This window comes from Amycolatopsis sp. NPDC051061 (assembly GCF_040682935.1).
In the GTDB taxonomy this organism is placed as follows: domain Bacteria; phylum Actinomycetota; class Actinomycetes; order Mycobacteriales; family Pseudonocardiaceae; genus Amycolatopsis.
The window spans coordinates 19,226-44,971 of sequence record NZ_JBFBBZ010000067.1; the positions used below are offsets into that span (position 1 = coordinate 19,226).

27 protein-coding genes are annotated in these 25,746 nt (G+C 71.8%); 17 read left to right on the top strand and 10 right to left on the bottom strand.

Features of this window, described 5'->3' with window-relative positions:
* Positions 1-12 precede the first annotated feature (12 nt).
* From AB0N03_RS46885 to AB0N03_RS46905, 5 genes are all read left to right on the top strand, one after another.
* Complete coding sequence (locus tag AB0N03_RS46885) at positions 13-501, top strand: MarR family transcriptional regulator (RefSeq protein WP_364387036.1); 489 nt, start codon at positions 13-15, stop codon at positions 499-501.
* Positions 502-740: 239 nt separating this feature from the next.
* Positions 741-986, top strand: coding sequence for an ATP F0F1 synthase subunit C (locus AB0N03_RS46890; RefSeq protein ID WP_285479013.1), 246 nt, complete (start codon positions 741-743; stop codon positions 984-986).
* Between the two features lie 160 nt (positions 987-1,146).
* The gene (locus AB0N03_RS46895; protein WP_364387038.1) at positions 1,147-1,869 is read left to right on the top strand and encodes an alpha/beta fold hydrolase; all 723 of its coding nucleotides are present in this window, start codon (positions 1,147-1,149) and stop codon (positions 1,867-1,869) included.
* The gene (locus AB0N03_RS46900; RefSeq protein WP_364387040.1) at positions 1,866-2,504 is read left to right on the top strand and encodes an HD domain-containing protein; all 639 of its coding nucleotides are present in this window, start codon (positions 1,866-1,868) and stop codon (positions 2,502-2,504) included. The genes AB0N03_RS46895 and AB0N03_RS46900 overlap by 4 nt, the downstream gene beginning before the upstream one ends.
* A 12-nt stretch (positions 2,505-2,516) precedes the next feature.
* Positions 2,517-3,425 carry an NADP-dependent oxidoreductase gene (locus tag AB0N03_RS46905; protein WP_364387042.1) on the top strand — a complete coding sequence of 303 codons (909 nt, stop codon included), beginning with the start codon at positions 2,517-2,519 and terminating at the stop codon, positions 3,423-3,425.
* Positions 3,426-3,494: 69 nt separating this feature from the next.
* On the opposite strand, the gene AB0N03_RS46910 is transcribed toward AB0N03_RS46905, so the two are convergent.
* From AB0N03_RS46910 to AB0N03_RS46920, 3 genes are read right to left on the bottom strand one after another with little or no spacing between them, the layout of a single operon-like run.
* The gene (locus AB0N03_RS46910) at positions 3,495-4,937 is read right to left on the bottom strand and encodes an alpha/beta hydrolase (RefSeq protein WP_364387044.1); all 1,443 of its coding nucleotides are present in this window, start codon (positions 4,935-4,937) and stop codon (positions 3,495-3,497) included.
* A gap of 29 nt (positions 4,938-4,966) precedes the next feature.
* Positions 4,967-5,686 carry an ABC transporter permease gene (locus AB0N03_RS46915; RefSeq protein ID WP_364387045.1) on the bottom strand — a complete coding sequence of 240 codons (720 nt, stop codon included), beginning with the start codon at positions 5,684-5,686 and terminating at the stop codon, positions 4,967-4,969.
* 16 nt (positions 5,687-5,702) lie between these two features.
* A complete protein-coding gene (locus AB0N03_RS46920; protein WP_364387047.1) occupies positions 5,703-6,587 on the bottom strand; it encodes an ABC transporter ATP-binding protein in 885 nt (294 codons plus the stop codon).
* A gap of 107 nt (positions 6,588-6,694) precedes the next feature.
* Here AB0N03_RS46920 and AB0N03_RS46925 point away from each other — a divergent pair, with 107 nt between their 5' ends.
* Together AB0N03_RS46925 and AB0N03_RS46930 are read left to right on the top strand one after the other, a co-directional pair.
* On the top strand, positions 6,695-7,837 hold the full coding sequence (locus AB0N03_RS46925; protein ID WP_364387049.1) for a histidine kinase: 1,143 nt from the start codon (positions 6,695-6,697) through the stop codon (positions 7,835-7,837).
* Positions 7,834-8,436 carry a response regulator transcription factor gene (locus tag AB0N03_RS46930; RefSeq protein ID WP_284740782.1) on the top strand — a complete coding sequence of 201 codons (603 nt, stop codon included), beginning with the start codon at positions 7,834-7,836 and terminating at the stop codon, positions 8,434-8,436. The genes AB0N03_RS46925 and AB0N03_RS46930 overlap by 4 nt, the downstream gene beginning before the upstream one ends.
* Before the next feature lie 42 nt (positions 8,437-8,478).
* Here the strand turns inward: AB0N03_RS46930 and AB0N03_RS46935 are convergent, their stop codons facing one another.
* Entirely contained in the window at positions 8,479-9,387 is a 909-nt protein-coding gene (locus AB0N03_RS46935; RefSeq protein ID WP_364387051.1) for an SDR family NAD(P)-dependent oxidoreductase, read from the bottom strand.
* Positions 9,388-9,515: 128 nt separating this feature from the next.
* On the opposite strand from AB0N03_RS46935, the gene AB0N03_RS46940 reads away from it, so the two are divergent.
* From AB0N03_RS46940 to AB0N03_RS46955, 4 genes are read left to right on the top strand one after another with little or no spacing between them, the layout of a single operon-like run.
* On the top strand, positions 9,516-10,187 hold the full coding sequence (locus tag AB0N03_RS46940; RefSeq protein WP_364387053.1) for a TetR family transcriptional regulator: 672 nt from the start codon (positions 9,516-9,518) through the stop codon (positions 10,185-10,187).
* Between the two features lie 55 nt (positions 10,188-10,242).
* Positions 10,243-10,398: a CopG family transcriptional regulator gene (locus tag AB0N03_RS46945; RefSeq protein ID WP_364387055.1), complete on the top strand. Its 156-nt coding sequence runs from the start codon at positions 10,243-10,245 to the stop codon at positions 10,396-10,398.
* On the top strand, positions 10,398-10,736 hold the full coding sequence (locus AB0N03_RS46950; protein ID WP_364387083.1) for a VOC family protein: 339 nt from the start codon (positions 10,398-10,400) through the stop codon (positions 10,734-10,736). The genes AB0N03_RS46945 and AB0N03_RS46950 overlap by 1 nt, the downstream gene beginning before the upstream one ends.
* A complete protein-coding gene (locus tag AB0N03_RS46955; protein ID WP_364387057.1) occupies positions 10,733-11,965 on the top strand; it encodes an MFS transporter in 1,233 nt (410 codons plus the stop codon). The genes AB0N03_RS46950 and AB0N03_RS46955 overlap by 4 nt, the downstream gene beginning before the upstream one ends.
* Here AB0N03_RS46955 and AB0N03_RS46960 read toward each other — a convergent pair.
* The 3 genes from AB0N03_RS46960 to AB0N03_RS46970 form a co-directional block, all read right to left on the bottom strand.
* Positions 11,952-13,043, bottom strand: a complete 1,092-nt coding sequence (locus AB0N03_RS46960) for a putative sulfate exporter family transporter (protein WP_364387059.1) — start codon at positions 13,041-13,043, stop codon at positions 11,952-11,954. The two genes, AB0N03_RS46955 and AB0N03_RS46960, sit on opposite strands and share 14 nt — an antisense overlap.
* 97 nt (positions 13,044-13,140) lie before the next feature.
* The gene (locus tag AB0N03_RS46965) at positions 13,141-13,629 is read right to left on the bottom strand and encodes a carbonic anhydrase (protein ID WP_364387061.1); all 489 of its coding nucleotides are present in this window, start codon (positions 13,627-13,629) and stop codon (positions 13,141-13,143) included.
* A 100-nt stretch (positions 13,630-13,729) separates the two neighbouring features.
* On the bottom strand, positions 13,730-14,665 hold the full coding sequence (locus AB0N03_RS46970) for a helix-turn-helix domain-containing protein (protein ID WP_364387063.1): 936 nt from the start codon (positions 14,663-14,665) through the stop codon (positions 13,730-13,732).
* Between the two features lie 71 nt (positions 14,666-14,736).
* Here AB0N03_RS46970 and AB0N03_RS46975 point away from each other — a divergent pair, with 71 nt between their 5' ends.
* Positions 14,737-15,072, top strand: coding sequence for a cupin domain-containing protein (locus tag AB0N03_RS46975; protein ID WP_364387065.1), 336 nt, complete (start codon positions 14,737-14,739; stop codon positions 15,070-15,072).
* 134 nt (positions 15,073-15,206) lie between these two features.
* Positions 15,207-15,971, top strand: a complete 765-nt coding sequence (locus AB0N03_RS46980; RefSeq protein WP_364387067.1) for a hypothetical protein — start codon at positions 15,207-15,209, stop codon at positions 15,969-15,971.
* 75 nt (positions 15,972-16,046) lie between these two features.
* Here the strand turns inward: AB0N03_RS46980 and AB0N03_RS46985 are convergent, their stop codons facing one another.
* Positions 16,047-16,964, bottom strand: a complete 918-nt coding sequence (locus AB0N03_RS46985; protein ID WP_364387069.1) for a LysR family transcriptional regulator — start codon at positions 16,962-16,964, stop codon at positions 16,047-16,049.
* Between the two features lie 70 nt (positions 16,965-17,034).
* Between AB0N03_RS46985 and AB0N03_RS46990 the strand changes: the two genes are divergently transcribed.
* Entirely contained in the window at positions 17,035-17,970 is a 936-nt protein-coding gene (locus tag AB0N03_RS46990) for an SDR family NAD(P)-dependent oxidoreductase (protein ID WP_364387071.1), read from the top strand.
* Here the strand turns inward: AB0N03_RS46990 and AB0N03_RS46995 are convergent.
* Positions 17,865-18,782: an aldo/keto reductase gene (locus AB0N03_RS46995; RefSeq protein ID WP_364387073.1), complete on the bottom strand. Its 918-nt coding sequence runs from the start codon at positions 18,780-18,782 to the stop codon at positions 17,865-17,867. The two genes, AB0N03_RS46990 and AB0N03_RS46995, sit on opposite strands and share 106 nt — an antisense overlap.
* A gap of 84 nt (positions 18,783-18,866) precedes the next feature.
* On the opposite strand from AB0N03_RS46995, the gene AB0N03_RS47000 reads away from it, so the two are divergent.
* From AB0N03_RS47000 to AB0N03_RS47010, 3 genes are all read left to right on the top strand, one after another.
* Positions 18,867-19,454, top strand: coding sequence for a TetR/AcrR family transcriptional regulator (locus AB0N03_RS47000; protein WP_364387075.1), 588 nt, complete (start codon positions 18,867-18,869; stop codon positions 19,452-19,454).
* A gap of 185 nt (positions 19,455-19,639) precedes the next feature.
* Positions 19,640-19,816: a hypothetical protein gene (locus AB0N03_RS47005; RefSeq protein ID WP_364387077.1), complete on the top strand. Its 177-nt coding sequence runs from the start codon at positions 19,640-19,642 to the stop codon at positions 19,814-19,816.
* Positions 19,817-19,842: 26 nt separating this feature from the next.
* Entirely contained in the window at positions 19,843-21,621 is a 1,779-nt protein-coding gene (locus AB0N03_RS47010) for an HEXXH motif domain-containing protein (RefSeq protein ID WP_364387079.1), read from the top strand.
* Positions 21,622-21,696: 75 nt separating this feature from the next.
* On the opposite strand, the gene fxsT is transcribed toward AB0N03_RS47010, so the two are convergent.
* Positions 21,697-25,746, bottom strand: a 4,050-nt coding sequence (gene fxsT, locus AB0N03_RS47015) for an FxSxx-COOH system tetratricopeptide repeat protein (RefSeq protein WP_364387081.1), incomplete at its 5' end; no start/stop codon positions are given.

Sequence of the window (25,746 nt, forward strand, 5' to 3'; positions counted from 1 at the left end):
CTAAGAGGTGTGATGGCCGCCACTGAACCCGGCGACGGGTCCGACCTGCGTTCCGTGCTGCCGCGGCTCATGCAGCTGGGCAACCTGATGAACCGCAGCGGCCTGGGGGAGCGGGCGATGAAGCAGGCCGGGGCCGACCTCGACCGGCCGGGCCTGTCGATCATCCTCGCCCTGCACATGACGGGGAAGGCGATGCGCGTCGGCGAGATCGCGGATCGGATGCAGGTCGCCGGCCCGCACGTCACGCGGCACCTGCACGTGCTCGAACGACGCCGGCTCGTGCACGGCCTCGCCGACCCCGACGACCGGCGCGCCCGCCTGGTCGAGCTGACCCCGGACGGCGCCGAGCTGGCCGACCGGTACGTCACCACGCTCCTCGGCTGGTTCGGCGAGGCGCTGTCCGGGTGGTCCTCGAAGGACCGTCAGGCGTTTTACGACCTGCTGCTGCGGTTCACCGACGACCTCGCGGCGTTCCTGGCGGCGACCACCGACGAGGACTGATCCCGCCTCGGGCTTCTTCGCTGTGAGCGAAACGCGGTAACGCATTCCGTGCAAGAGCATTTCGTGCGGTTTTCTGATATTCTTGCCGTGTTCGAACCATCGGTTCCGGTGAAATCCCGCCCCCTCGATTCTCCTGCTTGGCGAGATCCCTCTACCTGACGCTTCACTTGTCCAGTGTGACACCAGAAGCCGCTGTTCCACGCGTGTGTGCGCGTGGGCCGATGTGAAGGGGAAAGTCCATGAACGACGCTGTTCTGGCCCAGACCACCAACATCAACCCCGGCCTCGCCGCGATCGGCTACGGCCTGGGCGCAATCGGCCCGGGAATCGGGGTCGGCCTGATTTTCGCGGCCGTCATCAATGGTACCGCGCGCCAGCCGGAAGCGCGAGGAAAACTGCAGACGATCGGTTACTCGACCTTCGTGCTGACGGAAGTTCTCGCGTTGATCGGCATTGTCGTGTACTTCATCGCATCCACCAAGTGAGTTCGGCGCCTGCGCGCGGGGACGCCGCGCGCAGGCGCCGTCTTTCGCGTTAGATCGGTTACAGTACTTGACTGTAACGAAACGTCAGACTAGCGTCGATCGCAGACCGGGTGGCATCGGCGCCCTCCGGTGGTGGAGCCACAGAAAGGTGACTCGCTCGATGGTGGAGACCTACGTCCTCGTCCCGGGTGCCTGGCACGGCGCCTGGTCCTGGCGCCCCGTCGCGCAGCGGCTGCGCGCTCTCGGCCACCGGGTCTTCGCGCTCACCCTGCCCGGCCTGAACGACGGTGACGACCCCCGGCGGTTCGAGCTCGCCGACACCATCGACTTCGTGGCCGGCTTCCTCGCCGCGAACGACCTGACCGACGTCACCCTGGTCGGTCACAGCTGGGGTGGTTACCCGATCTTCGGCGCGGCCCACCGGGTTCCGCGCCGACTGCGCCGGCTCGTGTTTTACAGCGCCTTTGTCCCCGAGGACGGCGTCGCCCTCGTGGACGACGTGCCGCCCGGGCACGCCGCGCTGTTCCGGCAGCTCGCCCGGGAGTCCGCCGACCACTCGGTCGTTCTCCCTTACCCGGTGTGGCAGAACGCTTTCGCCCAAGACACGCCCGAGCCCGCCCGGAAGCTCCTGTACGACCTGCTCGTGCCCCAGCCGATGAGCTACTTCGAGCAGCCCATGGACGCGCCCGCGCTCGGGGTGCCCGTCAGCTACCTGGCGGGTGAAGCCGATCTCGCCATGCCGCCGGGGGAATACGCTTGGTGCCCGCGGTTCCCCGATCGGCTCGGGGTCGAGCCGGTGACCGTGCCCGGGGATCACGAGGCGTTCCTGACCCGTCCCGACGCACTCGTCGCACTACTCGAAGAGGAAAGGCGAAAATCATGACCGAGGTCATCGCCGGTCTGGAGGTCCCCGACACCGCGGCCGTCGCCGAAGCGACGCGGCACCTCCAGGAGACGACCAGCCCGCTCGTCTACCACCACTCCCGCCGGGTCTACTTCTTCGGCCGGCTCCACGCCGAGCGGCTCGGCGTGGAGCCGGACCCCGAGCTGCTCTACCTGGCCGCCCTGTTCCACGACACCGGCCTCGCGACGCCGTTTTCCGATGTGGAGCAGCGCTTCGAGGTCGACGGCGCCGACCACGGGCGCAAGTTCCTGCTCGAGCGCGGCTTCTCCGCCGCGGCCGCGGAAACCGTGTGGACGGCGATCGCGCTGCACACGACGCCCGGCATCCCCGGCCGCATGGGCCCGGAGATCGCCGGCACGCACTTCGGCGTGCTGACCGACATCGTCGGGTTCGGGCTCGGCGAGCTGGACACCGACCGGGTGGAGGAGATCCTCGCTGTGCACCCGCGGGGCGACTTCAAGAACGAGTTCCTGGCCGCCTACTTCGAGGGGCAGAAGAACCGCCCGGACACCACCAACGGCACCGTCAACGCCGACGTGATCGAACACTTCCTCCCCGGCTTCCGGCGCACGACGACCGTCGAGCGCGTTCTCGGGTCCGCCTGGCCGAGCTGAAACGGAGCAGCCATGAAAGCCATCACGGTGAAAGACCGGGACGCGGGCGTCGGCGGGTTCACCGTCACCGATCTGCCCTACCCGCACGCCGCCGAGAACGACGTCGTCGTCCGGGTCCACGCCGCCGGGTTCACCCCCGGCGAGCTCACCTGGCCCGCCAGCTGGACCGACCGCGCCGGCCGCGACCGCACGCCCAGCGTGCCCGGGCACGAACTGTCCGGCGTCGTCGCCGAGCTGGGCTACGGCACCACCGGCCTGACCGTCGGCCAGCGGGTCTTCGGCCTGGCCGACTGGACGCGCAACGGTTCCCTGGCCGAATACACCGCCGTCGAGGCGCGCAACCTCGCGCCGCTGGCGGCCGACATCGACCACACGGTGGCCGCGGCACTGCCGATCTCGGGACTGACCGCGTGGCAGGGACTGTTCGACCACGCGGGGCTCACCACCGGCCAGACCGTGCTGGTCCACGGCGCCGCCGGCGGGGTGGGGTCGATCGCCGTCCAGCTCGCCCGGGCGGCCGGCGCCCGGGTGATCGGCACCGGCCGGGCCGGCGACCGCGACCTGGTGCTCGGCCTCGGCGCCCACGCCTTCCAGGCACCGGACGCCGATCCGGGCGAGCAGGCCGACGTGGTCTTCGACGTCATCGGCGGCGACATCCTCGCGAAGTCGGCCGAGCTGGTGCGCCCCGGCGGCACCCTGGTGACGATCGCCGAGCCGCCGACGGTCCGCCCGAAAGACGCGCGCGCGGTCTTCTTCGTCGTCGAACCCGACCGTGCCCGGCTGGCGGATCTGGCCCAGCGGGTGCGGGACGGACGCCTCAAGCCCCTCGTCGGCGAGGTGCGCCCGCTCGAGGAGGCGGCCGACGCGTTCGCCGGCCGCCGGCGCGTCCCCGGCAAGACGATCATCCGGGTGGCGGACTGACCCGGCCGTCGAAGCGAGAGCCGGAGCCGCGCCGCGAGCGGGTGTGCTCGCGACGCGGCCGGCCACCGGTCAGGGCGTTTCCGCCGCGCAGAACACGTCGTGCGCCGGGTGCGACCCCGTTACCAGGAACCCCGTCACCGCGCTGTTGGCGCACTGGTTCGGCCCGAACAGGTAAGCCCCGTGCCCGCCCTGGTCGGCGGTCACCAGCCGGGCGCGGTCGCCGAACGCCGCCCGCAGCTTGCGGGCGTTCGCCAGCGGCGTCCCCGGGTCACGCTCGTTCTGCACCATCAGCACGTTCGCCGGGCCCCGGCCGGTGATCCGCACCTTCGGCTCGACCGGTGCCGACGGCCAGAACGCGCACGCCCCGATGTTCGCCGAGCCCGCGCCGATCAGCGGGTACCGGATCCGGTCGACCGCCACGTCCACCTGGTAGCTCGCCACCGACCGCGGCCAGGCGGAATCCCCGCACAGCACGGCGAGCCGGGCCGCGAAGAGGTTCTCCGGCGGTGCCGCGAGCGTGGCCGCCGACTTCGGCTTCCGGCCCTGGTCCAGGGCCTGCCAGTCCTCGGCCAGCGGCGTCAGGTCGGTGGCGTACAGCAGCTCGAACGTGAAGCCGCGGAACAGCGACCCGGTGAGGCCCTCGACCGGGTTGCGGTCCAGCCGCGCGGCCAGCTCGTGGAACTTGGCGGTCACCTGCGCCGGCGTGGCGCCGAGCCCGTACTCCGGGTGGGCCGCGGCGAACTTCGCGAAGTCCGGGAAGCGGTCCTCCATCCCGCGGCCGAAGCCGCGCATCGCGTCGATGTCGTAGCCGCCCGGCCCCAGGTTGCTGTCCAGCACGAACCGGTCGCTGCGCTCGGGGAACATCGTCGTGTACACCGCGCCCAGGTAGGTGCCGTACGACGCGCCCAGATAGGACACCGTGGACTCGCCGAGCGCGGCACGAATTTCGTCCATGTCCCGCGCGGTGTTCGCCGTCGTGACGTACGGCAGCATCGACGCGGTCGAGGCGGCGGCGCACTGCCGCGCCTCCGTCTTCGCGAGCTCCGCCTGCTTCACGACGTCGGCCGGGCCCTTCGCGTACGGCAGGTTGCCGACGGCCATCTGGTCCGTGGTCAGGTCGCAGGTCACCGGGGTGCTGTGCCCGACGCCGCGCGGGTCGAAGCCGATCAAGTCGTACTCGTCGAGCACGCTCTGCGGCAGCTTCACCAGCTTGAGCAGCTGCGGGTAGTCCAGGCCTTCGCCGCCGGGTCCTCCCGGGTTCGTCAGCAGCACGCCCCGTCGCTTGGCCGGATTCTTGCTCGGCAGCCGCGACACCGCGACGTCGATCTTCCGGCCGTCCGGGGCCCGGTAGTCCAGCGGGACTTTCATCGTCGTGCACTGGAGGTCCGGCGTTGGGAAAGCCCCGGCCGGGCACGGGCCCCAGTTCAGCTGGTTCGGAGCCGCGGACGCGGACGGCACCACCACCGTCGCGCCGAGTACGGCGATCGCCGCGGCCAGCAAGGTTTTGCGCATCGGATTTCCCTCTCTCGTACGCACCGCGGTCAGCGGCGCGGTTCCCAGCGGAAGAGCCGCGTGGCCAGCGCGACGGCGATGACGACCCAGGCCAGGGTGGGTCCGAAGAGGACCAGCGAGTCGCCGAGCGGCTTGCCGCCGTTCCAGGCGTTCAGCACCAGCTCGGTCGCCGAACCGCCGGGCAGCAGGCGCTTGAGCAGCGTGAGGTCCCCGGTGCCGGTGACGCCGACCCAGCCGGACACGGCGATCACGCCGAGGCTGACCGGCAGCGTGGTGACCTGCGCGTGCTCGGGGGAGTTCGTGAGGCCCGCGGTGGCCAGGCCGAGCGCCAGCATCATGGCCACGACCGAGACCACGGCCACGACCAGCAGCAGCGGGTCGGCCGGCGTCCCGGCGACCACGGCCAGCGCGCTCAGGATGACGGCGATCTGGAGCACCGAGAGCAGGGTGATCGGCAGCAGCAGCCCGCCGAGGATGCCGGTGTCGCCCGCCGCGGTGGAGCGCAGGCGCTTGAGGAACAGGTTCTGACGGCGGGAGGCCAGCGTGGTGACCGTCGTCGTGTAGAGCCCGATGCCGGCCACGAAGAACAGCGCCAGGGTGGCGATGTAGCCGAGACTGCCGATTTCGGTGAAGAGGTCGTGCTTGGCGATGAAGAACGCGCTGAGCGCGGCCGGCAGCACGAGGGCGGTGACCAGCACCAAGCGGTTCCGGAAGAGCTGGATCAGCTCGCCGCGAGCGATCGTCCACATGGGAGTGCCCTCTTTCTCAGGAGTGTTCGATGGCGCGGAAGACGTCGTCGAGCCGGGTTGGCCCGGCGCGCAGGTCGTGCAGTTCCACGGCGTGGTCCTGCGCCCAGCCGAGCAGCGTGTGGAGGTCCTTCTGCAGGCCGAAGGTCTCGACGAGGAACTGGCCGCCGGCCTGGCGTACGGCGTGCAACGGCGGGTGGGGCGACCCCGGCGGCAGGCCGAAGTGGATGGTGGCCGGCAGGGTCCGCGTCAGCTCGGCGACGGTCCCTTCCCGGTGGAACGCGCCCTGGTGCATCAGCCCGATGCGGTCGGCGCGCTGCTGGGCCTCTTCGAGGTAGTGCGTGGTGAGCACGATCGTCGAGCCGTCCTCGCGCAGCCGGTCCACCGCGTCCCACAGCGCGTCCCGCGACTGGATGTCCAGTCCGGTGGTGGGCTCGTCGAGGAAGACCAGTTCGGGTGTCCCGTACACGGCGGTGGCGAAGTCGAGCCGCCGTTTCTCGCCCCCCGAGAGCCGGCCGACCTTTGTCGCGGCCTTGCGAGTCAGGTCGACGACGCCGAGCACGCGGGCGACGTCGTCGGTGCGTTCGGTGAGCGCCCCGACCAGCCCGATGGTCTCCCGCACGGTCAGGTCCGGGGCGAACCCGCTCTCCTGCAGCATGATCCCCATCCGCGGCCGCACGGCGGCGCGGTCGCGGGGGTCCTTCCCGAACACCCGCACGGCCCCCGAGTCCGGCGCGCGGTGGCCTTCGACCGTTTCCAGGGTCGAGGTCTTCCCGGCGCCGTTCGTGCCGAGCAGCGCGTACAGCTCCCCGCGTTCCACCTGGAACGAAAGGTCTTTCACGGCGGGGAAACCGTCGTAGGTGAGGTTCAGGCGATCGACGTCGATGACCGGTGTCGTGGACATGCTCCGATTCCAGCGGGATCGACGCCGGTGCGGCAGTGCGCTGACGTCATCCCGACGTATGACGCAGTGTCACTGGTGCGACCCGCCCGGCCCGATACGCTCGGTTCATGGAGGTGCCCACGATCGCGCGCAGGACGTCCTGGACCGGTGGGGCGGTCCAGGACCGGCTGCGCCGGCTCAACCTGATCACGACGGTCCCGCCGCTCGCGTTCGTCGGCGTGCTGCTGCTGGTGTTCACCGCCCGGACGTGGTGGCACGTCGTCATCCAGGTCGTGGGACTGATCGCGGCCCTGGCGACGGCCGAACGCTGGACCGCGGGCGACTTCCTCCGCGTCGCGCGGCCCAGCCTGGTCGTGACCTCGCTGGTCTGGCTGGCCGGGGCGCTGACCGACGACCCCTCCTCGTTCTACGGCCTGTCCCTCGTGGGGTCGTTCCTCATTCCGCCGCTCCCGCGCCGCCGGATCCCGGCACTGGCCGGGCTCGCCGTGCTGGTCGCCGTCCTGGGCGCGACGAACGTGCTGGTGCACGACGACCGCGTCGGAGCCCGGCTGATCCAGTTCGCCGCCATTCCCGCGGCGGCGGTGCTGATCTCGACCGTGTTCATGTTCGCCAGCCAGCGGTTCTTCGACCTGATCGCGGAGCTCGAGCAGTCGCGCGAGCGGGAGGCGGAGCTGGCCGTGATCCGGGAGCGCGTGCGCTTCGCCGGCGACCTGCACGACATCCAGGGCCACACGCTGCACGTGGTCAAGCTGAAGGTGGCGCTCGCCGAGAAGCTGCTGGACAGCGACGTCGACCGGGCGCGCGCGGAGCTGGCGGAGGTGCGCAGCTTGGTCGGCGACACCATCGTGCAGACCAAGGAGCTCGCCTACGCCCAGCGGAGGCTCAACCTCTCCGCCGAGCTGGAGAACGCGAAGAACCTGTTCGAGGCCGCGGGCATCCACGTGCGCGTCGAGCGGGAGTCCGAAGTGGACGCTCGCGTGGGCGAGCTGCTCGGCCAGGTGCTGCGCGAGACGACGACCAACATCCTGCGCCACGCCCAGGCGCGGCAGGTGCGGATCACGCTTTCGCGGTGCGGGATCGCCATCGTCAACGACGGCGCGGCCGACAACGGCCCGCCGGAGCTCAGCGGGCTTTCGGCGTTGCGGCACCGCTTGGGGGAGAACGGCGGCGAGCTGGAGGTGTCGCGTTCGGACGGCCGGTTCCGGACGGCGGCGGCGTTTCCCTCGAAGTCCCGGGAGGGGGGCCGATGACCACCGTGGTGCTCGCCGACGACGAAGCCCTGCTCCGCAAGGCGCTGGCGGCGCTGCTGCCGCTGGAGGGCGAGATCACCGTGCTCGCCGAGGCCGAAGACGGCGAAGAGGCGGTGGCGGCCACGCTGCGGCACCGCCCGGACGTGCTCGTCATCGACCTGGAGATGCCCACGGTGGACGGTCTCGGCGCGGTCGCGGAGATCCGGCGCGCGCGGCCGGAGCAGGTGATCCTGATGCTGACCCGGCACGCGCGCCCGGGCGTGCTCCGGAAGGCGCTGAAGCTGGGGGTGCAGGGGTTCGTCAGCAAGTCGGCGGAACCGGCGCACATCACGTCGGTGATCCGGACGCTGCACGCGGGCAAGCGCTGGATCGACCCGGACGTCTCGGCGCTCGCGGTCGTCGACGATTGCCCGCTGACCGACCGCGAGCTCGACGTCCTGCGCGCGACGCGGGAGGGGTTTTCGGTGGCCGACATCGCCGGGCAGCTGCACCTGGCGGAGGGCACGGTGCGGAACTACCTGTCGAACGCGATGCAGAAGACCCAGACCCGCACCCGCCACGAGGCGGCGCGCTACGCCCGCGAGCACGACTGGCTTTAGCCGGCTGCTCGCTGACGTGGCGCCGGCCTTGCTCCGAGGACGTCAGCCGACCGGGAACTTGACCGCCGTCAGCTCCTCCGAAATCGCCCACAGGCGCCGCTGGATGCCCACGTCGTACGACTGCGGGGTGGACGCCACCACCTGCGGGCGCCCGCGGTAGCCGCCCGGGCCGGCGGGGCCGTAGTACTGGCCGCCGAGGGCCGCGGGGTCCGTCGCCGCCCGGAGGGTCGGGAGCGCGCCGCGCTCCGAGCTCTGCGTGAACAGCGGGGCGACCAGCGGGAAGAGGGCGCGGGCGATCGCGGGGGAGTTGCGCATCAGCTCCGTGCGGGCCACGCCCGGGTGGGCGGCGATCGACGTCGTCGTGCCGTGCGGGGCGAGGCGGCGCTGCAGCTCGTAGGCGAACATCAGGTTCGCGAGCTTGGCCTGCCCGTACGCCGCGACGCGGTCGTAGGAGTTCTCCCACTGCAGGTCGTCGAAGTGGATCGCGGCGCGGATGCGGTGGGCGATGCTCGCGACCGTCACCACCCGGGAGCCCTCGACCGGCAGCAGCAGGTCGAGCAGCAGGCCGGTGAACGCGAAGTGCCCGAGGTGGTTCGTGCCGAACTGCAGCTCGAAGCCGTCCCGCGTGGTCTGCTTCGGCGGGTACATGACGCCGGCGTTGTTGACCAGCAGGTCGATCTTCGGCAGCGTCCCGTGCAGCTCGGCCGCGGCGGCCCGGACGGAGTCCAGCGACCCCAGGTCGAGCTCCTGCACGGTGACGTCGGCGTTCGCGCCGAGGCGGGCGGCGGCCTGCTTCCCCTTTTCGACGTCGCGGACGGCCAGCACGACCGTCGCGCCGCGCTCGGCCAGCACCTTCGCGGTGTCGAACCCGAGCCCGGTGTTGGCGCCGGTGATGACGGCGACGCGGCCTTGCTGACTCGGGACGTCGCGTTCGGTCCAGTTCTCGCTCATGGCGTTCCCTCCGTGGCGGCCCTTTCGGACCGGCGGTCTGTTATGAGAACGACGCTAAGGAACCGACGGTCTGTTGTCAAGAGACTGCCGGTCTTCAATTTCGCGCGCCGGGCGTTACGCTGGGTGGCATGACGTTCCAGAGGGCCCGCAGCGCGGAGCAGCGGGAGGAGCGGCGCCGCACGATCCTCGACACGGCGCTGGCGATGCTCGACGAGATGCCGGTGGCCGACGTGAGCCTCAACGAGCTCAGCCGGCGGGTCGGGCTCGCGAAGTCCAATGTGTTGCGCTACTTCGAATCCCGCGAAGCGGTGCTGCTCGAACTGCTCGACCGGGCCCTGCGCGACTGGCTGGCCGAAGTGGCGGACGAACTGGCCGGCGGCGTCGACCTCGACGGGCCGGCGGGGGAGCGCGGCGAGCGGTTCGCGGCGGTCGTCGCCCATTCGCTGGCGCGACACACCGTGTTGTGCGACCTCATCGGCGCGCAGGCGGGTGTCCTGGAACACAACGTGTCCACCGACGCCGTCGTGCGCTTCAAGCGGTCCGCCCTCGCCGGGCTGGGCTCGATGGCGGAGCTGATGCGCCGGTACGTGCCGGAGGTGGAGGAGGAGGCGGCGTCGGTGTGCCTGCTGGCGATGATCCTGACCGGCGGTCTGTGGACGCATTGCCGGCCGTCGCCGAGTGCTCTCGCCGCGTACGAGGTGGATCCGGCGCTGGCCGCGCTGCACCTGGACTTGGCTCCCGCGCTGCAGAACGGCCTGGCGTTGCTGATCGCCGGCGCCGTGGCGCGCACCAGAAGCTGACCGGCCCTCGAACGGGACCAGGCATGCGGGCATGCCCATTTGCTAGCATGTGGGCATGCCCGAACCCGCCAAGCGGCAGTTCAGCGTCTACCTGCCGGTCGAGCTCATCCGGCGGGTGAAGCACGCCTCCGTCGATGCCGACGAGTCCCTTTCGGCCTACGTCGAGCGCGTTCTCGAGGACCACCTGCGACAGAGCGAGGAACGCCCGTGATGCGAGTGATGCCGATCCGCTACAGCTCCGACGTCGAGGCCATGACGCGCTTCTACGAGGTACTCGGCCTTCGGGTCGGCTCGGTGTCGCGGCCCGGGGGCTGGGTCGAGATGCCCGCCGGCGACGGCATGCTGGCCCTGCACCAGGGCGACGCCGGACGGTGCGAACTGGCTTTCGAGACCGACGAACTCCTCGAAGACGTCGCGGAACGGCTGCGGGCCGCCGGGTACGAGCCGGGGCCCGTGATCGACGAAGGGTTCGGGCGCTCGCTGCGCGTCCCGGACCCCGACGGCGTCGCGGTGCAGATCAACGCCTACGACCGAGAGCTTTACACATGACCGTGCTGCCGCGGGGAACGCTGGTCCTCGCGGTGGGCATCGTCGCGCTCGAGTTCGCGGCGGCGGTCACCAGCTTCGTCGCTTCGACGCTGCTGCCCGTCGTCGCCGATGACCTCGACGCGGGGGACCGGCTCGGGCTGCTGATCGCCGGTTCGACGCTCGGGTTGTTCGTCGCGCTTCCGCTGGCGAGCCGGGTGCTGGGCCGGCTGGGTACGCGGGGCACCCTCGCCGCCGGGATGGTCGCCTACGTCGGCGGGCTCGTCGGGGCGGCCGGCGCCCGAAGCGCGTGGATGTTCGCCCTGGGGCAGCTCTCCACCGGGCTCGCCAGTGGCCTGCTCGCGGTGTTCGGCGTCAGCTCCGCGATCCGGCACCTCGACGAGCGGGTGCGCCTGCGGGTGGTGGCGGCGTCGTCGGCGATGTGGATCGTGCCCGCCCTGGTCGGTCCGGCCGCGACGCTGGGGCTGGAACACCTGGTGGGCTGGCGCTGGACCCTGCTGGTGCCGGTGCCCTTCGTCCTCTTCGGACGGTTGCTGGTCGTGCGCGCCGTCCGCGACGACCCGCCCGCGGACGCCGCGCCACGCCCGCTCGGACGGACGTTGCTGGTGCCCTTGGGCGCGGCGGGGGTCGTGCTGAGCGCGGGGTGGTGGCCGCTCGCGATCGCCGGCGCGGGGGTCGCCGCGGCCGGGATGGTCGCGATCCTGCCGGCCGGCACCGCGCGCCTGCGCCCGGGGACGCCCGCCGCGCTCGCGGCGATGGTGTTGTTCGCGGTCGGCTACTTCGGCGCCGACAGCCTGATCACCGTCCTGCTGACCACGGGGTTCGGCGTGAGCCTCGGCCAGGCGGCGATCGTCCTCGGCGCGGCGCCGCTGGCCTGGGCGGTGACGAGCCTGTCCGGACGACGTCTTCCCGCGACCGGCTTGAGCTTGACCGCGCTCGGCACGGCGGTCTTGGCCGTCGGTGGTCCGTTCTTCGTGCTGCTCGCCGCGTGGACGGTGGCCGGGATCGGCGTCGGGCTCGCCTATCCCGGCCTGTACGTCCGGGCGACCACCGCGGGCTCGAGCGGGTTCACCGCGACGGAGCTGGCCACCGCGGTGATCACGGCCGAGTGCGTCGGGCAGCTCCTGGGCCGCGCGATCGGCGGCACCCTGAGCTCGGCCGGCGGATTGTTCGCCGCCTACGGGGTGTTCGCGGTCGCGCTGGCCGCGGCCGCCGTGGTCAGTCGAAGGTGACCCACTGGGACGTCAGCAGCACGAGCCCGAGTGAGCACGCCGCCACCACGACCAGCCCGAGTGCCGCGACGACGAGCGGCCGGAACCCGCTGCGGGCCATCTGCCGCAGGTCGAAGTTCAGGCCGACACCGGCGAAGCACAGCAGGAACGCCCACTTCGACAGGTTGCCGAGACTGGTCACCTCGGCCTTGGTGAACACGTGCGCGGTGGCGAGCGCCGACACGGCGAGGAAACCGAGCACGAACTTGGGGAACGTGCGCCACACGAAAGCCGCGCGCTCCCTCGGTCCACTTGCGACGGACTTGCCGCCCCGGGTCGACCAGTAGGCCGCGTACCCGAGCACGACCAGCCCGATCAACGCGTTGCGGGTGCTCTTCACCGCGACGGCGACGTCCTGGGCGTGCGGGGAGTAGGCCGCGCCGGTCGCCGTCGTCTCCGCGGTGTTGTCCACCGCCAGTCCCGCCCACAGCCCGAACTGCGTGTCGGACAGGTTCAGCGCGTGCCCGATCAGCGGGAACGTGAACAGCGCGACCGCGCCGAGCGCGAGGATCGCGGCGATGGCGTAACCGGAGTCTTCGTCGTCGGCGTCGATGGAGCCCCGGCCCGCGATGATCGCCGAAACCCCGCAGATGGACGTGCCGATCGCCAGCAGCGACGACAGCTTCCCGCCGAGCCCGAAGAGCTTGCCCACCAAGAGGATCACGGTCGTCGCGACGGCCATGTCGATGAGGATCAGGCCGAGGCTCAGTCCGCCGAGCTTGAGCAGGTCGCCCAGCACGAACCGGGCGCCGAGCAGGACGATGCCGATCTTCAGCCAGAACTCGTAGGTGGCCACGCCCGGCCGGAACACCGCCGGGACGCCGATCGTGTTGCGGATGACCAGCCCGAGGATGATCGCCCACAGCACGTATTCGAGGTCGGGCAGCGCGGTGCCGGTCGCCTTGCCGATGGCGCGCACCTCGTTCTGCGCCAGCGTTCCCACGATCCCGACGGCGGCGAGCAGCAGCAGGCCGGGCACGTACCGCAGGACCGGGATGGTCGTCGGCCCACCGTCGCGGGTCGTCGTGTCCGTGCTCATTTGACGAGGAAGGTGATCGCCGGCAGCAAGCCGAACGCGGCCAGCAGGACGAGCACGGCCGCGACCGCCACCGCGGCCCAGTCGGCGGTCGGCTTGGTCATGCGACTTCGTCCAGCTTGCCGGTGGCGACGTCGAACACGAAGCCCCGCACGGAATCCTTCTTGGGGATGAAGGGACTGTTCTTGATCCGCGCGATGGATTGGCGGACGTCTTCGTCGAGGTCGCTGAACGCTTCGGCGGCCCAAGCGGGTTTGACGCCGACGTCTTCCTGGATCGACTTCTTGAAGTCGTCGTCGGTGAAGGTGAGCATGCCGCAGTCGGTGTGGTGGATGAGGATGATCTCCTCGGTGCCGAGCAGCCGCTGGCTGATGGCCAGCGAGCGGATCTCGTCCTCGGTGACCACGCCGCCGGCGTTGCGGATCACGTGGGCTTCGCCTTCGTTCAAGCCGAGCACGCCGTAGACGTTGATGCGCGCGTCCATGCACGCGAGCACGGCGACGTGCTTGGCGGGCGGCAGCGGGAGCGGCCCGGTGAACCGGGCGGCGTAACCGGCGTTGTTGGCCAGGAGCTCGTCGGTGACCGACATGGTGATCCTTCCGGCGGAGAAGCGGGTGCGCCGAGTGGACCGCTCCTCGCCCCCGAAGGCAATCGTGCCCAGGAACTGGGACGTCGACGACGACAAGGCGTTACGGCGTCCGGAACGCCCGCCGGTAGGCGCCCGGAGTCGTGCCCACCCGAGCGCGGAACCGGCGCCGCAGGTTGACCGCCGAGGTCAGGCCGACCCGGGCCGCGATCGCCTCCACCGGCAGGTCCGTCTCCTCCAAGAGCGTGCGGGCCTCCGTCACCCGGCGGGCCAGCAGCCACGCGCCGGGGCTCGTGCCGAGCTGGTCGGCGAACCGCCGGGCCAGCGTGCGGGGCGAGACGCCGGCGTGGGCGGCCAGCTCGCCCACCGACAACGACGTCCCGAGCCGGCCGGCCGCCCAGCCGAGGAGGCCGTCCAGCGCGTCCGGCGGCGGGGGAGGCGGGGCGAACTGCGCCTGGCCGCCCTCGCGGTGGGGCGGCATCACCATGTGCCGCGCGACGAGGGCGGCGTGCGCGGCCCCGTGGTCCCGCCGGACGAGGTGCAGGCACAGGTCGATCCCCGCGCCCGCACCGGCGCTCGTCGCGACGTCGCCGTGGTCGACGTACAGCACGTCCGGCTCCACACGCACGCGGGGGAACTCGCGCCGCAGCTGCTCGGCGCGGCCCCAGTGGGTCGTCGCGGACCGGCCGTCCAGCAGGCCGGTGCGGGCGAGCGCGAAGACCCCGGAGCAGATGGTGACGAGCCGCGCGCCCCGCGCGTGGGCCCGCAGCAGCGCGCGGCGGACGCGCGGGGGCAGCGGCGCCTCCACCGGCGCCCAGCCGGGGATGATCACGGTGTCGGCGGAGTTCAGCGCCGCCAGGCCGCGCGAGACGGACATCGCGTACCCGGCCGTCGTCGGCACCGGGCCGGGCGTCTCCGCGCACACCTCGAACTCGTAGTGCCGGGGCACGCCGGCCCGTGGCGTGCCGAAGACTTCGGCGGCGCAGCCCAGCTCGAACGTCGACTGCACCGGCCGCACCAGGGCCACCACGCGATGCATGGCAAGAAAGTACCCCAAGGTGTCTTCCCGGACACTGGTCCGGTCCCTCCCGCCGGGGCACCGTGGCGGTCATGCACCCCGAGATCCTCGAACAGGACGGCTACACCTGGGCCACCGTCCGGGAAGCGCCCGTCCGTGAACTCTTCCCCGGCATCCGGCTGCGTCCACTGTGGACCGGACCGACCGGCGCGCACGCAGGAGTCCTGGAGATGGACGCCGGCACGTCGTGGCCGCGCAAGGACGTCCACGAACCCGGTCCGGAGGAGGTCTACGTCGTCGCGGGCACGTTCAACGACGGCGCGCGCGACCACCCGGCGGGCACGTTCCTGCACGCGCCGGCCGGCACGTGGCACGTGCCCGCGAGCACGACCGGCTGCACGCTCTTCCTCTTCTACCCGGAGGGCTGAGCGCCCCCCTGCCAGTCCACGACCCGCGGGTGGCGGCCGAGCCTATCGGGCGGCGGCTCTGGTGCGGAGCGAGTCACTGCGGTACAACCGGAGGCGTGGCCGAGCGCGTACGGCGCCTTGACCAGCATGCCGCGGTGGAGCGGGACGTGCTGGTGCGGTACCTCGACGCGTGGACGGCGAAGGCGCTGCGGTCCCAGCGCGGCGGCACGTACGTCGAGTGCGGCGGGTTCGCGGCCGACGCGCTCCGGGTGTTCGGCGAGTTCTCCGACCGGCTCGAGGGACACCACCTGGAGCTGGTGATCGTCGGCTCGGCCGTGCCCGGCGAAGTGCCGCCAGGCCTTTCGGTGCGGGTCGCCGAAGATCCCCGTGACCTCGGGCTCACCGGGCCGGTACTGACCCATTTGGACGGTCCGGAGGCGTGGCCGCTGGTCGAGCCGATGGCCCGCGGCAAGGGGCACGAGGTGCTCGTCACGGCGCCGGCGGGGGACCACCCCGTGGAGCACGGGTGCTCGGTCGAGCTCGTCGACGAGGACGGCGAGGCGCGCCTGCTGGTGTTTTCGACAGCGGACCTCAAGCACCTCGCGACGTTCAAGAGCGAGCTGTGGGCGGTGGACGAGTTCGCGGGCATCCGCTACCGCGACCCGCGCGACGCCGAGGGCATTCTGGTCGACATCTCGCTGACGCCGCAGCTGCTGCCGCTGCGACGGGCCCTGCTGGCGGAACTGGCGCGCCGGGGGAGCCGCACGGTCGCGGAGCTGCAGCGGTTCACGCTGCTGGAGACGATCTACCGCCCGGAGGACGCGGCCGGGGCGTTGACGTCCGCGGTCACGGCGGGGGAGGTCACGCGGGAGCCCGGGAAGGGGCGGCTCACGCCGCGAACCGTGATCGGCCTCCCGTAGCCGCCGGCCGCCGAGCGTCGCGAATGACTCATTCGGGACCTCCGGCGCCCCCAATGAGTCATTCGCGACGTTCGGCTACGGGCGGGCATCCGTCTCGAGGGCGGCTTCGCGCAGTGCCGCGGCGACGTGCGCCGCCGGTTCGGGCAGCGGGCCGGGGAGGTGCGCGAGCAAGACCCGCCGCTGCTCCCCGGGACCACCGCGAACCTCCAGCACGCGCACCCCGGGTGGCACCACCGCGCCCAGGGAACCGGGCACCGTCGTGATGCCGCAGCCGGCCGCGACCAGCTGCAGCTTCGCCAGCCAGTCGCGGGCGGTGTGGGCGATCTCAGGCCGCTCGTCCAGGCCGGGCCACACGCCCAGCACGCGGTCGTCGCCCGAGCCCCCGATCCAGCGCCGGCCGCGCAGGTCGGCGACGTCGACGAACTCCCGGCGCGCCAGCGGGTCGCCGGCCGGGACCGCCACGCGCAAGCTGCGGTCGGCGAGCGTCCGCACGGCCAGCGCCGGGGTTTCGGTGTCGAGGGGGCGGAACGGCGGCGCCGACGCCACCAGCGCGAGGTCCAGGGTGCCGGCGCGCAGGGCGCGGACCAGCGCCGGCGTGCCGCCTTCCCGGCTGAGCACGGTGATCGCCGGGTGCGTGCGCCGCAGGGCGGCCAACGCGCGGGGCAGCAGGTCGGCCCCGGCGGTCGGGAACCAGCCCAGCCGGACCGTCCCCTGCTCGCCGGGCAGCCCGGCCAGTTCGCGCGCGGTGGCGTCGAGCTGGTCGAGGACGCCGGCGGCGCGGCGCACCACGATCCGCCCGGCCGACGTGAGCCGCACGCCGTCGTGGCGCCGTTCGAGCAACGGCGTGCCCGCCGCCCGCTCCAGCGACGCGATCTGCCGGGAGATCGCGGACTGGGTGTAGCCGAGCGCGGTGGCCGCGGCGGTGAGCGTGCCCCGCTCGGCCACCTCGCGGAACACCCGCAGGGCGGTCAGGGACGCGTCGGCGAAGGTCATGACTTCCACGCATACCAGGTGTGCGGTTCTTTCGCTGTTCGCATGGCCCCAGCCGACCTAGCGTGCAGGGATGACCCCGAAAACCGCACTCGTCACCGGCGCCACCCAAGGCCTGGGACTCGCCCTGGTCGAAGGGCTCGCGGCCCGCCTGTCCACCGAGGACACCGTCTACCTGACCGGCCGTGACACCGGGCGCGTCGCCCGGGCCGTCGAAGCCGTGCCCGCCGGCGGCGCCGAAGTCCGCGGCGAGGTCCTCGACGTCGCGGAACCCGGCGCGCCCGGCCGGCTCGCCGCGCGGCTGGCGGAGCGGCACGGCGGCGTCGACGTCGTGATCGGCAACGCCGTCATGCGGGTCGGCCCCGACGATGACCCGCGCAAGATCGTGCGGGAATACGCCGAGGTCAACAACTTCGGCACCACCAGCTTGCTCCGCGCGTTCGCGCCGCTGCTGCGGGACGACGGCCGGTTCCTCGTCGTGGCCAGCTCCTTCGGCACGCTGAACCACCTCGCGCCCGCGCTGCACGACCGGTTCGCCGGACTGTCCTCATTGGACGAGGTGGACAAGCAAGTGGCCGCCTGGCGTGACGCGGTCGAGGACGGCAGCGCCCGCGCCGGCGACTGGCCGGGCTTCGTCAACATCCCGTCCAAGATCGGCCAGGTCGCGGCCGTGCGAGCGCTCGCCGCCCAGCGCCGTGAGGACGACCTGGCGCGCGGGATCCTGCTCGCCGCCGTCTGCCCCGGGATGATGAACACGCCGACGTCCGCCCTGTGGTGGGACGTCAGCGACGCGCCGAGTCCCGCTCGCGCGGCGGAGGCGTTGCTGGACCTCGTGTTCCGCCCGGTCGAGCCGGCGCAGTACGGCGAACTGATCCGCGATGGCGTCGTCCTGCCCTGGGGTGCTCAGCCGAGCGTGGCGTCCAGCGAGCGGGACAGGACGGCGTCCAGGGCGGCCGGCGTCTCGCCGTCGAGCACGATCTCGCCCGCGGAGACGTTGCCCGCCAGGTGATCCGCGTTCGCGGTGCCCGGGATGAGGTGGACGTTCGGCGCGTGGTTCAGCAGCCAGGCCAGCCCGACCTGCGCCGGCGTGCGGCCCAGCTCCCGGGCGGCCGCCTGCACCGCCGGTTCGTCGGTCACCTTGGGCAGGCCGGGGAAAGCGCCGCCGAGCGGGAAGAACGGCACCCAGGCGATGTTCTCCGCGAGGCAGAGCTCGAGCGCGTCTTCGTCTTCGCGGCTGACGAGGCTGTAAGCGTTCTGCACACACGCGATGCCGGCCGGGAGCGCACGGCGCAGGACGTCGAGGGTCACGTGGCTGAGCCCGATCGCGCCGATCTTGCCCTCCTCGCGCAGGGCCGTCATGACCGCGAGCTGATCGTCGAGGCCGACCAGCTGGTCGCCCTCGGCCACCAGTCCGGGGCCCCGGTCCGCGCGGCGCAGGTTGACCAGCGGGATCCGGTCGAGGCCGAGCGCCCGCAGGTTGTCCTCGACGCTCGCCCGCAGCTGTTCGGGCCGTTGCGCCAAGCGGAGCGGGATGGGGCCGCCGGGATCGGGGTCGGCGCCGACCTTGCTGGCGACCAGGATGTCGTCCCCGGGCCGGACGGCCTCGCGGATGACGTCGTTGACGAAGCCGTTGCCGTAGAACTGCGCGGTGTCGACGTGGTCGACGCCGAGGTCGAAGGCCCGGCGCAGCAGCGTGACGGCCGCGTCGCGGTCGTCGCGGAGCCGTTCGAGCTGCATCGCGCCGTACCCGACGCGGGAGACGGTCCGGCCGGCGAGCGCACCGGTGCCACCCGGCCGCGGGGCGTTTTCGAGGGAAGGCATGCGTTGTCCCGTCTTCGTGCGATGATGGGGAAGCGGAGGAACCTCCGCTAAGCCGACAGTAGCACAACCGGAGGTGCCTCCGTTTTGTCCTCGCCCGAACCTCACCGCCCGGTGCGCTCCGACGCGCGGCGCAACCGGGAAAAGCTCGTCGCGGTCGCGCGGGCCGCGTTCGCCGCCGCCGACGGCACCGTCGCGCTGGAAGCGATCGCCCGCGAGGCCGGCGTCGGGATCGGCACGCTCTACCGCCACTTCCCGACCCGCGAGGAGCTCGTCGAAGCTGTTTACGCGGCCGAGCTCGACGACGTCACCGCGAGTGCCCCGGCGCTGCTCGGGGAGCTTCCGCCCGAGGCCGCCCTCCGCGCGTGGATGGACCGCTACTCGGCTTTCGTGGAAACCAAGCGCGGAATGGCGGACAGCCTGCGCGCGAGCCTGGCTTCGGGCCGCATCGCGACCCCGGCAACGCGCCGGCGCATCACGGCGGCGATCGGCTCGATCCTCGACGCGGGGGCGCTCGCGGGCACGCTGCGCGCCGGCGTCGACCCGGAAGACGTCACCGTGATGCTGCTCGGCGTGTTCCTGTCCACCTCGGCCGGCAAGGACGCGGAACGGATCGGCCGGCTGCTGGACCTGATCGTCGACGCCCTGCGCCCGGACCTGACGACCGCGCGGTGACTAGTCCGGCTGTGGGGTGGACGGCTTCGCCGGTCCACAATGCGCCGCGCGAACGGGGTTCCGGAAACGCACAGTATTCGGACCGGCGGCATTGATCCGCCATGCGGACCCTCACAAATCCCGTTTCGTGTTGCATGATGATTACTCCCCCCGATCGCGGGGCGTGTCGTGAGGGAGGACCTGATATGGGACAGGCTCGGGGCGAAGTCACCACGAGGATGGTCGATCTGAGCACGTTCCCCTTGGCCGAACTGCGCGCGAGCGACGACCCGGCGCTCCTCCGGTCGCTCGAGCAGCTCGCCGGGCGGGCCGAGTGCGGCCGGACCGGGGTGCTCCAGAACCAGGCGCCGGACGTCCGCTGAGCAGCGAGTAGGGAACCCGCGACCCGATGCTGGACACCCACCGGGTGTCACTGACGAACCTCGACGCGATGGCCGCGGGGCGAAGTGACGCGGCCGTCGTCGGGCAGCTCGGGCAAGCCGACCGCAGCCGGCGGCTGACGCTGCTGCGCGCGGTCCTCGACGGCGCCGCCGAGCTGAAGCCCGCGATGTCCCCGTTGCCGCCGCTGGACGAAGCGTGGACGTTGCTGATCGAGGCGCAGCAACGCGATCCGGCCGCGACCGACCGCGTCCTCGCCCATCCGCACACCGGCCTGTGGGCGGCGAACGTCCGGCAGCGGCTGGCGAAAGGCGGGCTCGACGACCCGCCGCTGTGGGCCGATCTCGGCGGCCTCCACCGCCTCGCCACCGCCGCGGCGATCCGCGCCGGGCACGACTTCCGGTCCCGGGTCCCGGTGTGGCGCGGCCGGCTCATGCTGCCCACCCTCGGCCTCGCCGACGTCCGCGGCCGCCGGGAGTGGGATTTCGCGCAGGTGCACGCCGAACGCGGGCACGTCCTCGTGCGAGGCCCGTTCGGCAGTGTGCAGCTGCCCGACGACCACGCGTCCGACGGCGCGGGCTGGTTCGCCCTGCGCACCCTGCGCGCCGGCGACGGCGAGTTCTTCCTCGACGACATCGACCCGTACCGCGAATTCGACGGGCCCGTCCCGCCGCAGCGGCTCGACGCCGGCGAAGTCGCGCGCTGGGCGGAAATCCTGGAAGACACCTGGCAGCTGCTGACCGAGCACCACCCCGCGATCGCGGCGGAGCTCGCGGCCGGGCTCACCACTCTGGTGCCGAGAGCGGCGGTCGACCGGCACACCCCCTACAGCGCGTCCCACAGTGACGTCTTCGGCTCGCTCGTGCTGTCGAGGCCGCCGGACGCGACGACGTTCGCCGCGACCCTGGTGCACGAGTTCCAGCACAGCAAGCTCGGCGTGCTCCTGGTCCTCGTCGATCTGCTCGATCCCGCCGGGGACAACGACTCCCCGCGGCTCTACGCACCCTGGCGCGACGATCCGCGGCCGTCCGCCGGCCTGCTCCACGGCGCGTATTCCTTCCTGGGCGTGACCGCGTTCTACCGCGGGCACTACCCACTGGAAAAGGGGCTGGCGGCCCGGGCCGCGCAATTCGAGTTCGCTTACCGGCGCGAGCAGACGGCGCACGCCGTCGGCACGCTGCTCGCCGACGCGGTCCCGTCGGCGCTGGGCCGCCGGTTCCTGGCGATCGCGCGGGAACGGCTCCACGAGTGGGGCACCGAGCCGCTGCCGGACGACATCGGGCACGCGGCCGCGCGGGCGAACCTGGACCACCGCCTGTCCTGGCGGCTGCGGCACCTGCGGGTCGCGGACCGGGTCGTGGAAGAGCTGGCCGAGGCCTGGCTGCGGAACCGGCCGTGCCCGCTCGTCCCGGCCGCGGCGCCGACCCTGCTGCCGGCGACGGGTCCCGCCGGGCAGGCGCGGCTCACGCTCACGCGAACCTGGCTGACCGACCCCGACCTCTTCGAGATCTACCGCGCCGAACCGGACCTGGCGATGGCGGAGATCAGCGGGATGTCGGCCGCGGACCTGGCCCTCGTCGACGGCGACACCGCGACCGCCGCCGAGCTCTACCGGCGGCAGCTCACGACCACGCCCGACTCGCCGGCGGCCTGGGCCGGCTTCGCGCTGGCGACCCGGCACCCGGTGCTGCTGCGCCGGCCGGAACTGGTCTACGCGGTCCACCGTGAAGTCCGCCGGCAGCGCGGGGCGACGCCGAACCCGGACCGGCTGACGCGCTGGCTCGGCTGACTCCGGAACGGAAAAAGCCTCCGGTCGAGGGAAATGATCCCCTCGACCGGAGGCCTTCGTGTCCGGCTCCCGGAGCTAGATCTGCATCGGGTCGATGTCGCAGTTGGCGCGGTGGTTGAACTGCGCGTCCGCGGTCGCCGGGTGCTCCGAACCGAGGACCTGGCGCAGCCGCTGGACCGCGTTCAGCTGGAGGCCGTCCGCTTCTTCGCCGCGGCCGAGGCCCCGCAGGTCGAGCGCCTGGTTGACCAGGAGCGCCAACGTGGACGGGTGGTCCGCGCCGAGCATGCGCTCCGAGCGTTCGAGGGTCGCCTGATCGAGTGCGTACGCGCCTTCGTAGTCACCCGAAGCGGCGAGGTCGCTCGCGTGGTTCGTCGCGCAGACCAACGTGAACGGGTGGTCTTCGCCGAGGGCTTCGGTCATGTCGGCCAGCGCTCGTTCGCCCAGTTCCCGCGCCTGCTCGACCGAACCGAGCAGGCGCAGCGTGACCGCGAGGTTGGTCGCGGCGGCCACCGTGAAGGGGTGCTTCTCGCCCCAGCTCGCCTCGTAGAGGCCCTTGACGTGGTCGCCGAGCCGCCGCGCCTCGGCGAGGTTGCCGTCCTGACGGTGCTCGATCGAAAGGTCCATCGTCGCGGACATCGCGTCGGGGTGGGATTCCCCGTACTTGGTGACCAGCCCGTCGGTGGCCTCCATGGCCAGGGTGAGCGCCTTCTTGTCGCGGTGCAGACCGGCCTTGCGGTAGGCGATCGCGAGGTTCTTGATGGCCGCCAGGGTCATCGGGTGCCGCCCGCCCAGCTGTGACCGCATCCGGCGGACGGTGTCCTCCTGCTCGGTGCGCGCCCGCAGGTAGTCGCCCGTCTCGCGCAGGTCCACCGACCAGTTGTCCAGGGTCAGCAGGGTGTGCCGGTGGTCCGCGCCCAGGACGGTCTGCTTGCGCTGGGCCGTCCGCTCGTCGAGGTCGCGGGCCGCGGCGAAGTCGCCGACCAGCCGGAGACTGAGCGCGTAGTTGTTGGCCGCGGCCAACGTGTCCGGGTCTTCGTCGCCGAAGCGGTCCAGCGCGCTCAGGTAAGCGAACTCGTTCATCTGGCGGGCCCGCTCGAAGTCGCCCTTGGCCCGCAGGTCCGAGGCGACGCCGTGCATGGTGAGCAGGGTTTCTTCGTGCGTTTCGCCCAGCGTTTCCTGCATCAGCGCCAACGTCCGCTCCGCGACGGTGCGGCCTTCTTCGAAGTGGCCGAGCGCCCGGAGCATGCGTCCCCACCACCGGGAGACGACGAGCGTGTCGGGGTGCTTTTCGCCGAGCTTTTCGTTCCAGAACTGCGCGTAGTCCGAAGCCATCTCCAGCGCGCCCGCCGGGTCGCCGAACGCGAAGAGGTAGTTGACCGCGTTGATCGCCATCCGGCGCACCCAGCGGTCGGTGCAGTTGCGGGCCTCGACGGCCCGGATGTGCGGGAGCAGTTCGGCGTAGCGCGACCAGTACTCGACCGAGTCGGGCTGCTTCGGGTCGCGGTTGGCGAGCAGCAGGTGGGCGGTGTGGCGCACCCGCTCCTGGTCGTCCGGCCCCAGTTTGTTGCGCAGCACCAGCTGCACGAGGCGGTGCAGCTGGAGCGTGTCGCTGCGGTGGTCGATCTTGGCGAGGCTGTAGCGGTTGATCTCGCGGATCGCGCGGCCCAGCTGGATGGGGTCGCCCAGGGTCTGCTCGAGCGCCTCGGTGGTCGGGACGTTGCGGACACCGCTGAACATCGCCCGCGGAATGGGCTCCGGCGAAAAGAAGGCGCACACTTCGAGCAGTTCGAGTGCGCCGGGGTTCTCTTCGCGCAGCCTGTCCAGCGAAACGTTCCACGCGGCTTCGACCGCGACGTCGTAGTCCGCCGGCGGCCGGGACTGGAGCAGTTCGGTGCGTTTGTTCTCGAACAGTTCCAGGTATTCGTCGGTCGCCATGCCGGTTTCGGCGCGCCAGGCCGCGGCCTGTTCGACGGCCAGCGGCAGGTCGCCCAGCACGGTGGCCAACCGATCGGCGTCCTCGTCGGCGAGGTCGTGGTTGCGCCGCTGGAGCAGTTCCCGGCTTTCCGAACGCCGGAAGACGTCCACCTCGACCGCCTGCGAAACCTCGGACCACTGCGGGTTCCGGGACGTCACGAGGATGTGGCCCTCACCGCGCCGCGGCCAGAACCGGCGGACGTCCTCGGGCCGGTCGGCGTTGTCGAACACCAGCAGCCAGCGGCGGTAGGGCTCGCCGCCGCCCAGTGCTTCCAGCACGGCGGGAACGGCGGTGTCCACGGACTGCTCCACCGGAAGGTCGAGCCGCTTCGCCAGTTTCACCAGCGACGCTTGGATTTCCGAGGGGTTCTCCGAAGGGATCCACCAGATCAGGTCGTATTCTTCGGCGTGCCGGTACACGTATTCGACCGCGATCTGGGATTTGCCGATACCGCCCATCCCGTGCAGCGCACCGGGCAGTACGGCGGTACGGGTCGACTTGGAGAGTTCACCGTGCAACGCCTGCAGGATGTCGCCGCGGCCGATGAAATTGACGTTGCGCAGCGGAACGCCGCCCCAGACGGTGGGCTGCTGGCCGGAGTGGCGGACCTCAGTGCCCGGCTCCGAAGTCGTGGTGGTCACTGAGATCCCTCGAGGCTTGATCGGTTCAGCTTGCGAATCGGATGCGGCGGACCTTACATCACCGTCAATCGCGCGCGGCGCGAGGTCGTTACGGGTGTTTCGGAACCGGTCCAAGGCTTCACCCAATCGGTTCGCCCTCCGGGTGTACGGTCCTGAGAGGGCTCTCAAAGTGTCACGCTGAACAGTCAACAAGGGTTCAGTGTGCGATGTAACCGCCGGTAGGTTTACTTCATCGGGCCTGCTCAAGACGTCTCGCAGATTCGCCAACACGGGCTCTTGCGAACCCAGGACGTCCTGGACCACCCGCTGGACCCGGGCGGTGTCCGCGCGTGACACGAGGGCCAGCAACCGCCGCCGCAGTCCGGGTGCGAAGTCGTACTCGACCGGGCTCGCGCCGTCCGGGTTCGCCGGGACGCGGTGCAGCAGCCGGCTCAGCTGGATCTCTGCCAGGTGGGCAGGCCGAGCCTGGGGCATCAGGGTGCCGTGCACCGCCTGCATCACCCGCAGGGTGAGCGGTGCCGACGCGAGCAACCCCGCCAACCGGATCGCGGGAGAGGTGCCCGTGGCGAGGAACTGTTCGAGCCTTTCCGTCGGGGAAGGTGGTTCTTCAGTATGCTCCGCGCGGTCCGCGATGTCTTCGTTCGTAGGGGGGACCAGTACGGGGAGCCGCACTTCGGGAGTACCGGAGACCAGCTGGGCCCAGCGGTGGACGTGCCGGGGTTCCAGTTCCAGCACGGGAATCGGGTTCGCCGTACCGGGGCGGACACCTCGCAACGTCTGTGACACCACGCGCACGCCTGTCCAGCTCCAGCGTTCACCCGGCAGGAGGTGGAACAGGGTGACCTGGCACGTTTTGGCCCACAGCGACAGAAGCCCGAACATCGAACCGCTGCGCCACGCCGGCCCGACGCCGTCGCTGAGCACGACGATGACGCGCCGCCCCGTTGGATCGGCCAGTTGCGCCGGCTCGCAGCCGGTGCCCGGTGCGGTTTCCACGGACCGCACGACGGAATCGTCGGTGTCCACCGAAACCGTCTTGACGTCGGAAAACGCGCCCTGTCGTTCCAGCAGGGCGCGAAAGGCGCGGGAAGTGCGTTCCCAGAGCGCCATCGAAGAACCGCGGTCGACGACCAGCACGACCTCGAAAGGGTGACCTCGAGAGGGTCGGTGCACCGGCAGCCAGACTTTGGTTTCCGCCGCGGCGATGGCGGTCTCTTCTTCGTCCAGTTCGGTTCGGTGTTTCAGGCGGACGACGCGGTTCAACGGCCGCAGCGCTTTCGCCAGTCCCTTGGGCAGGCTCGGGGGGACCACGCGGGCCGGGGGGACCGCCGGGGGTTTCCGCGCCCGCGGCCGCGCCGGCACCGGTTCGACGGGGAGCGGGGCCGGTTCCGGGTGGCCGCCCGGCCGCGCCGGCTCCGGACGGCTCGGCGGCGGGTGGTCGGCGTGGGGCTCCGGCGGCGGCGCGGGCGCCGGCTCGGGTTCCGGGTCGCGCCGGGGCGGCGGGCGTTC

Bases quoted from the DNA above. Each gene is read 5' to 3' on its own strand.
- AB0N03_RS46900 (WP_364387040.1), top strand. From the start codon at position 1,866: ATGACCGAGGTCATCGCCGGTCTGGAGGTCCCCGACACCGCGGCCGTC.
- AB0N03_RS46950 (WP_364387083.1), top strand. From the start codon at position 10,398: ATGCGAGTGATGCCGATCCGCTACAGCTCCGACGTCGAGGCCATGACG.
- AB0N03_RS46975 (WP_364387065.1), top strand. From the start codon at position 14,737: ATGCACCCCGAGATCCTCGAACAGGACGGCTACACCTGGGCCACCGTC.
- AB0N03_RS46965 (WP_364387061.1), bottom strand. From the start codon at position 13,629: ATGTCGGTCACCGACGAGCTCCTGGCCAACAACGCCGGTTACGCCGCC.
- AB0N03_RS46910 (WP_364387044.1), bottom strand. From the start codon at position 4,937: ATGCGCAAAACCTTGCTGGCCGCGGCGATCGCCGTACTCGGCGCGACG.
- AB0N03_RS46955 (WP_364387057.1), top strand. From the start codon at position 10,733: ATGACCGTGCTGCCGCGGGGAACGCTGGTCCTCGCGGTGGGCATCGTC.
- AB0N03_RS46905 (WP_364387042.1), top strand. From the start codon at position 2,517: ATGAAAGCCATCACGGTGAAAGACCGGGACGCGGGCGTCGGCGGGTTC.
- AB0N03_RS46915 (WP_364387045.1), bottom strand. From the start codon at position 5,686: ATGTGGACGATCGCTCGCGGCGAGCTGATCCAGCTCTTCCGGAACCGC.
- AB0N03_RS46990 (WP_364387071.1), top strand. From the start codon at position 17,035: ATGACCCCGAAAACCGCACTCGTCACCGGCGCCACCCAAGGCCTGGGA.
- AB0N03_RS46995 (WP_364387073.1), bottom strand. From the start codon at position 18,782: ATGCCTTCCCTCGAAAACGCCCCGCGGCCGGGTGGCACCGGTGCGCTC.
- AB0N03_RS46925 (WP_364387049.1), top strand. From the start codon at position 6,695: ATGGAGGTGCCCACGATCGCGCGCAGGACGTCCTGGACCGGTGGGGCG.
- AB0N03_RS47010 (WP_364387079.1), top strand. From the start codon at position 19,843: ATGCTGGACACCCACCGGGTGTCACTGACGAACCTCGACGCGATGGCC.
- AB0N03_RS46885 (WP_364387036.1), top strand. From the start codon at position 13: ATGGCCGCCACTGAACCCGGCGACGGGTCCGACCTGCGTTCCGTGCTG.
- AB0N03_RS46920 (WP_364387047.1), bottom strand. From the start codon at position 6,587: ATGTCCACGACACCGGTCATCGACGTCGATCGCCTGAACCTCACCTAC.
- AB0N03_RS46945 (WP_364387055.1), top strand. From the start codon at position 10,243: ATGCCCGAACCCGCCAAGCGGCAGTTCAGCGTCTACCTGCCGGTCGAG.
- AB0N03_RS46940 (WP_364387053.1), top strand. From the start codon at position 9,516: ATGACGTTCCAGAGGGCCCGCAGCGCGGAGCAGCGGGAGGAGCGGCGC.
- AB0N03_RS47005 (WP_364387077.1), top strand. From the start codon at position 19,640: ATGGGACAGGCTCGGGGCGAAGTCACCACGAGGATGGTCGATCTGAGC.
- AB0N03_RS46930 (WP_284740782.1), top strand. From the start codon at position 7,834: ATGACCACCGTGGTGCTCGCCGACGACGAAGCCCTGCTCCGCAAGGCG.
- AB0N03_RS46935 (WP_364387051.1), bottom strand. From the start codon at position 9,387: ATGAGCGAGAACTGGACCGAACGCGACGTCCCGAGTCAGCAAGGCCGC.
- AB0N03_RS46970 (WP_364387063.1), bottom strand. From the start codon at position 14,665: ATGCATCGCGTGGTGGCCCTGGTGCGGCCGGTGCAGTCGACGTTCGAG.
- AB0N03_RS46895 (WP_364387038.1), top strand. From the start codon at position 1,147: ATGGTGGAGACCTACGTCCTCGTCCCGGGTGCCTGGCACGGCGCCTGG.
- AB0N03_RS46960 (WP_364387059.1), bottom strand. From the start codon at position 13,043: ATGAGCACGGACACGACGACCCGCGACGGTGGGCCGACGACCATCCCG.
- AB0N03_RS46985 (WP_364387069.1), bottom strand. From the start codon at position 16,964: ATGACCTTCGCCGACGCGTCCCTGACCGCCCTGCGGGTGTTCCGCGAG.
- AB0N03_RS46890 (WP_285479013.1), top strand. From the start codon at position 741: ATGAACGACGCTGTTCTGGCCCAGACCACCAACATCAACCCCGGCCTC.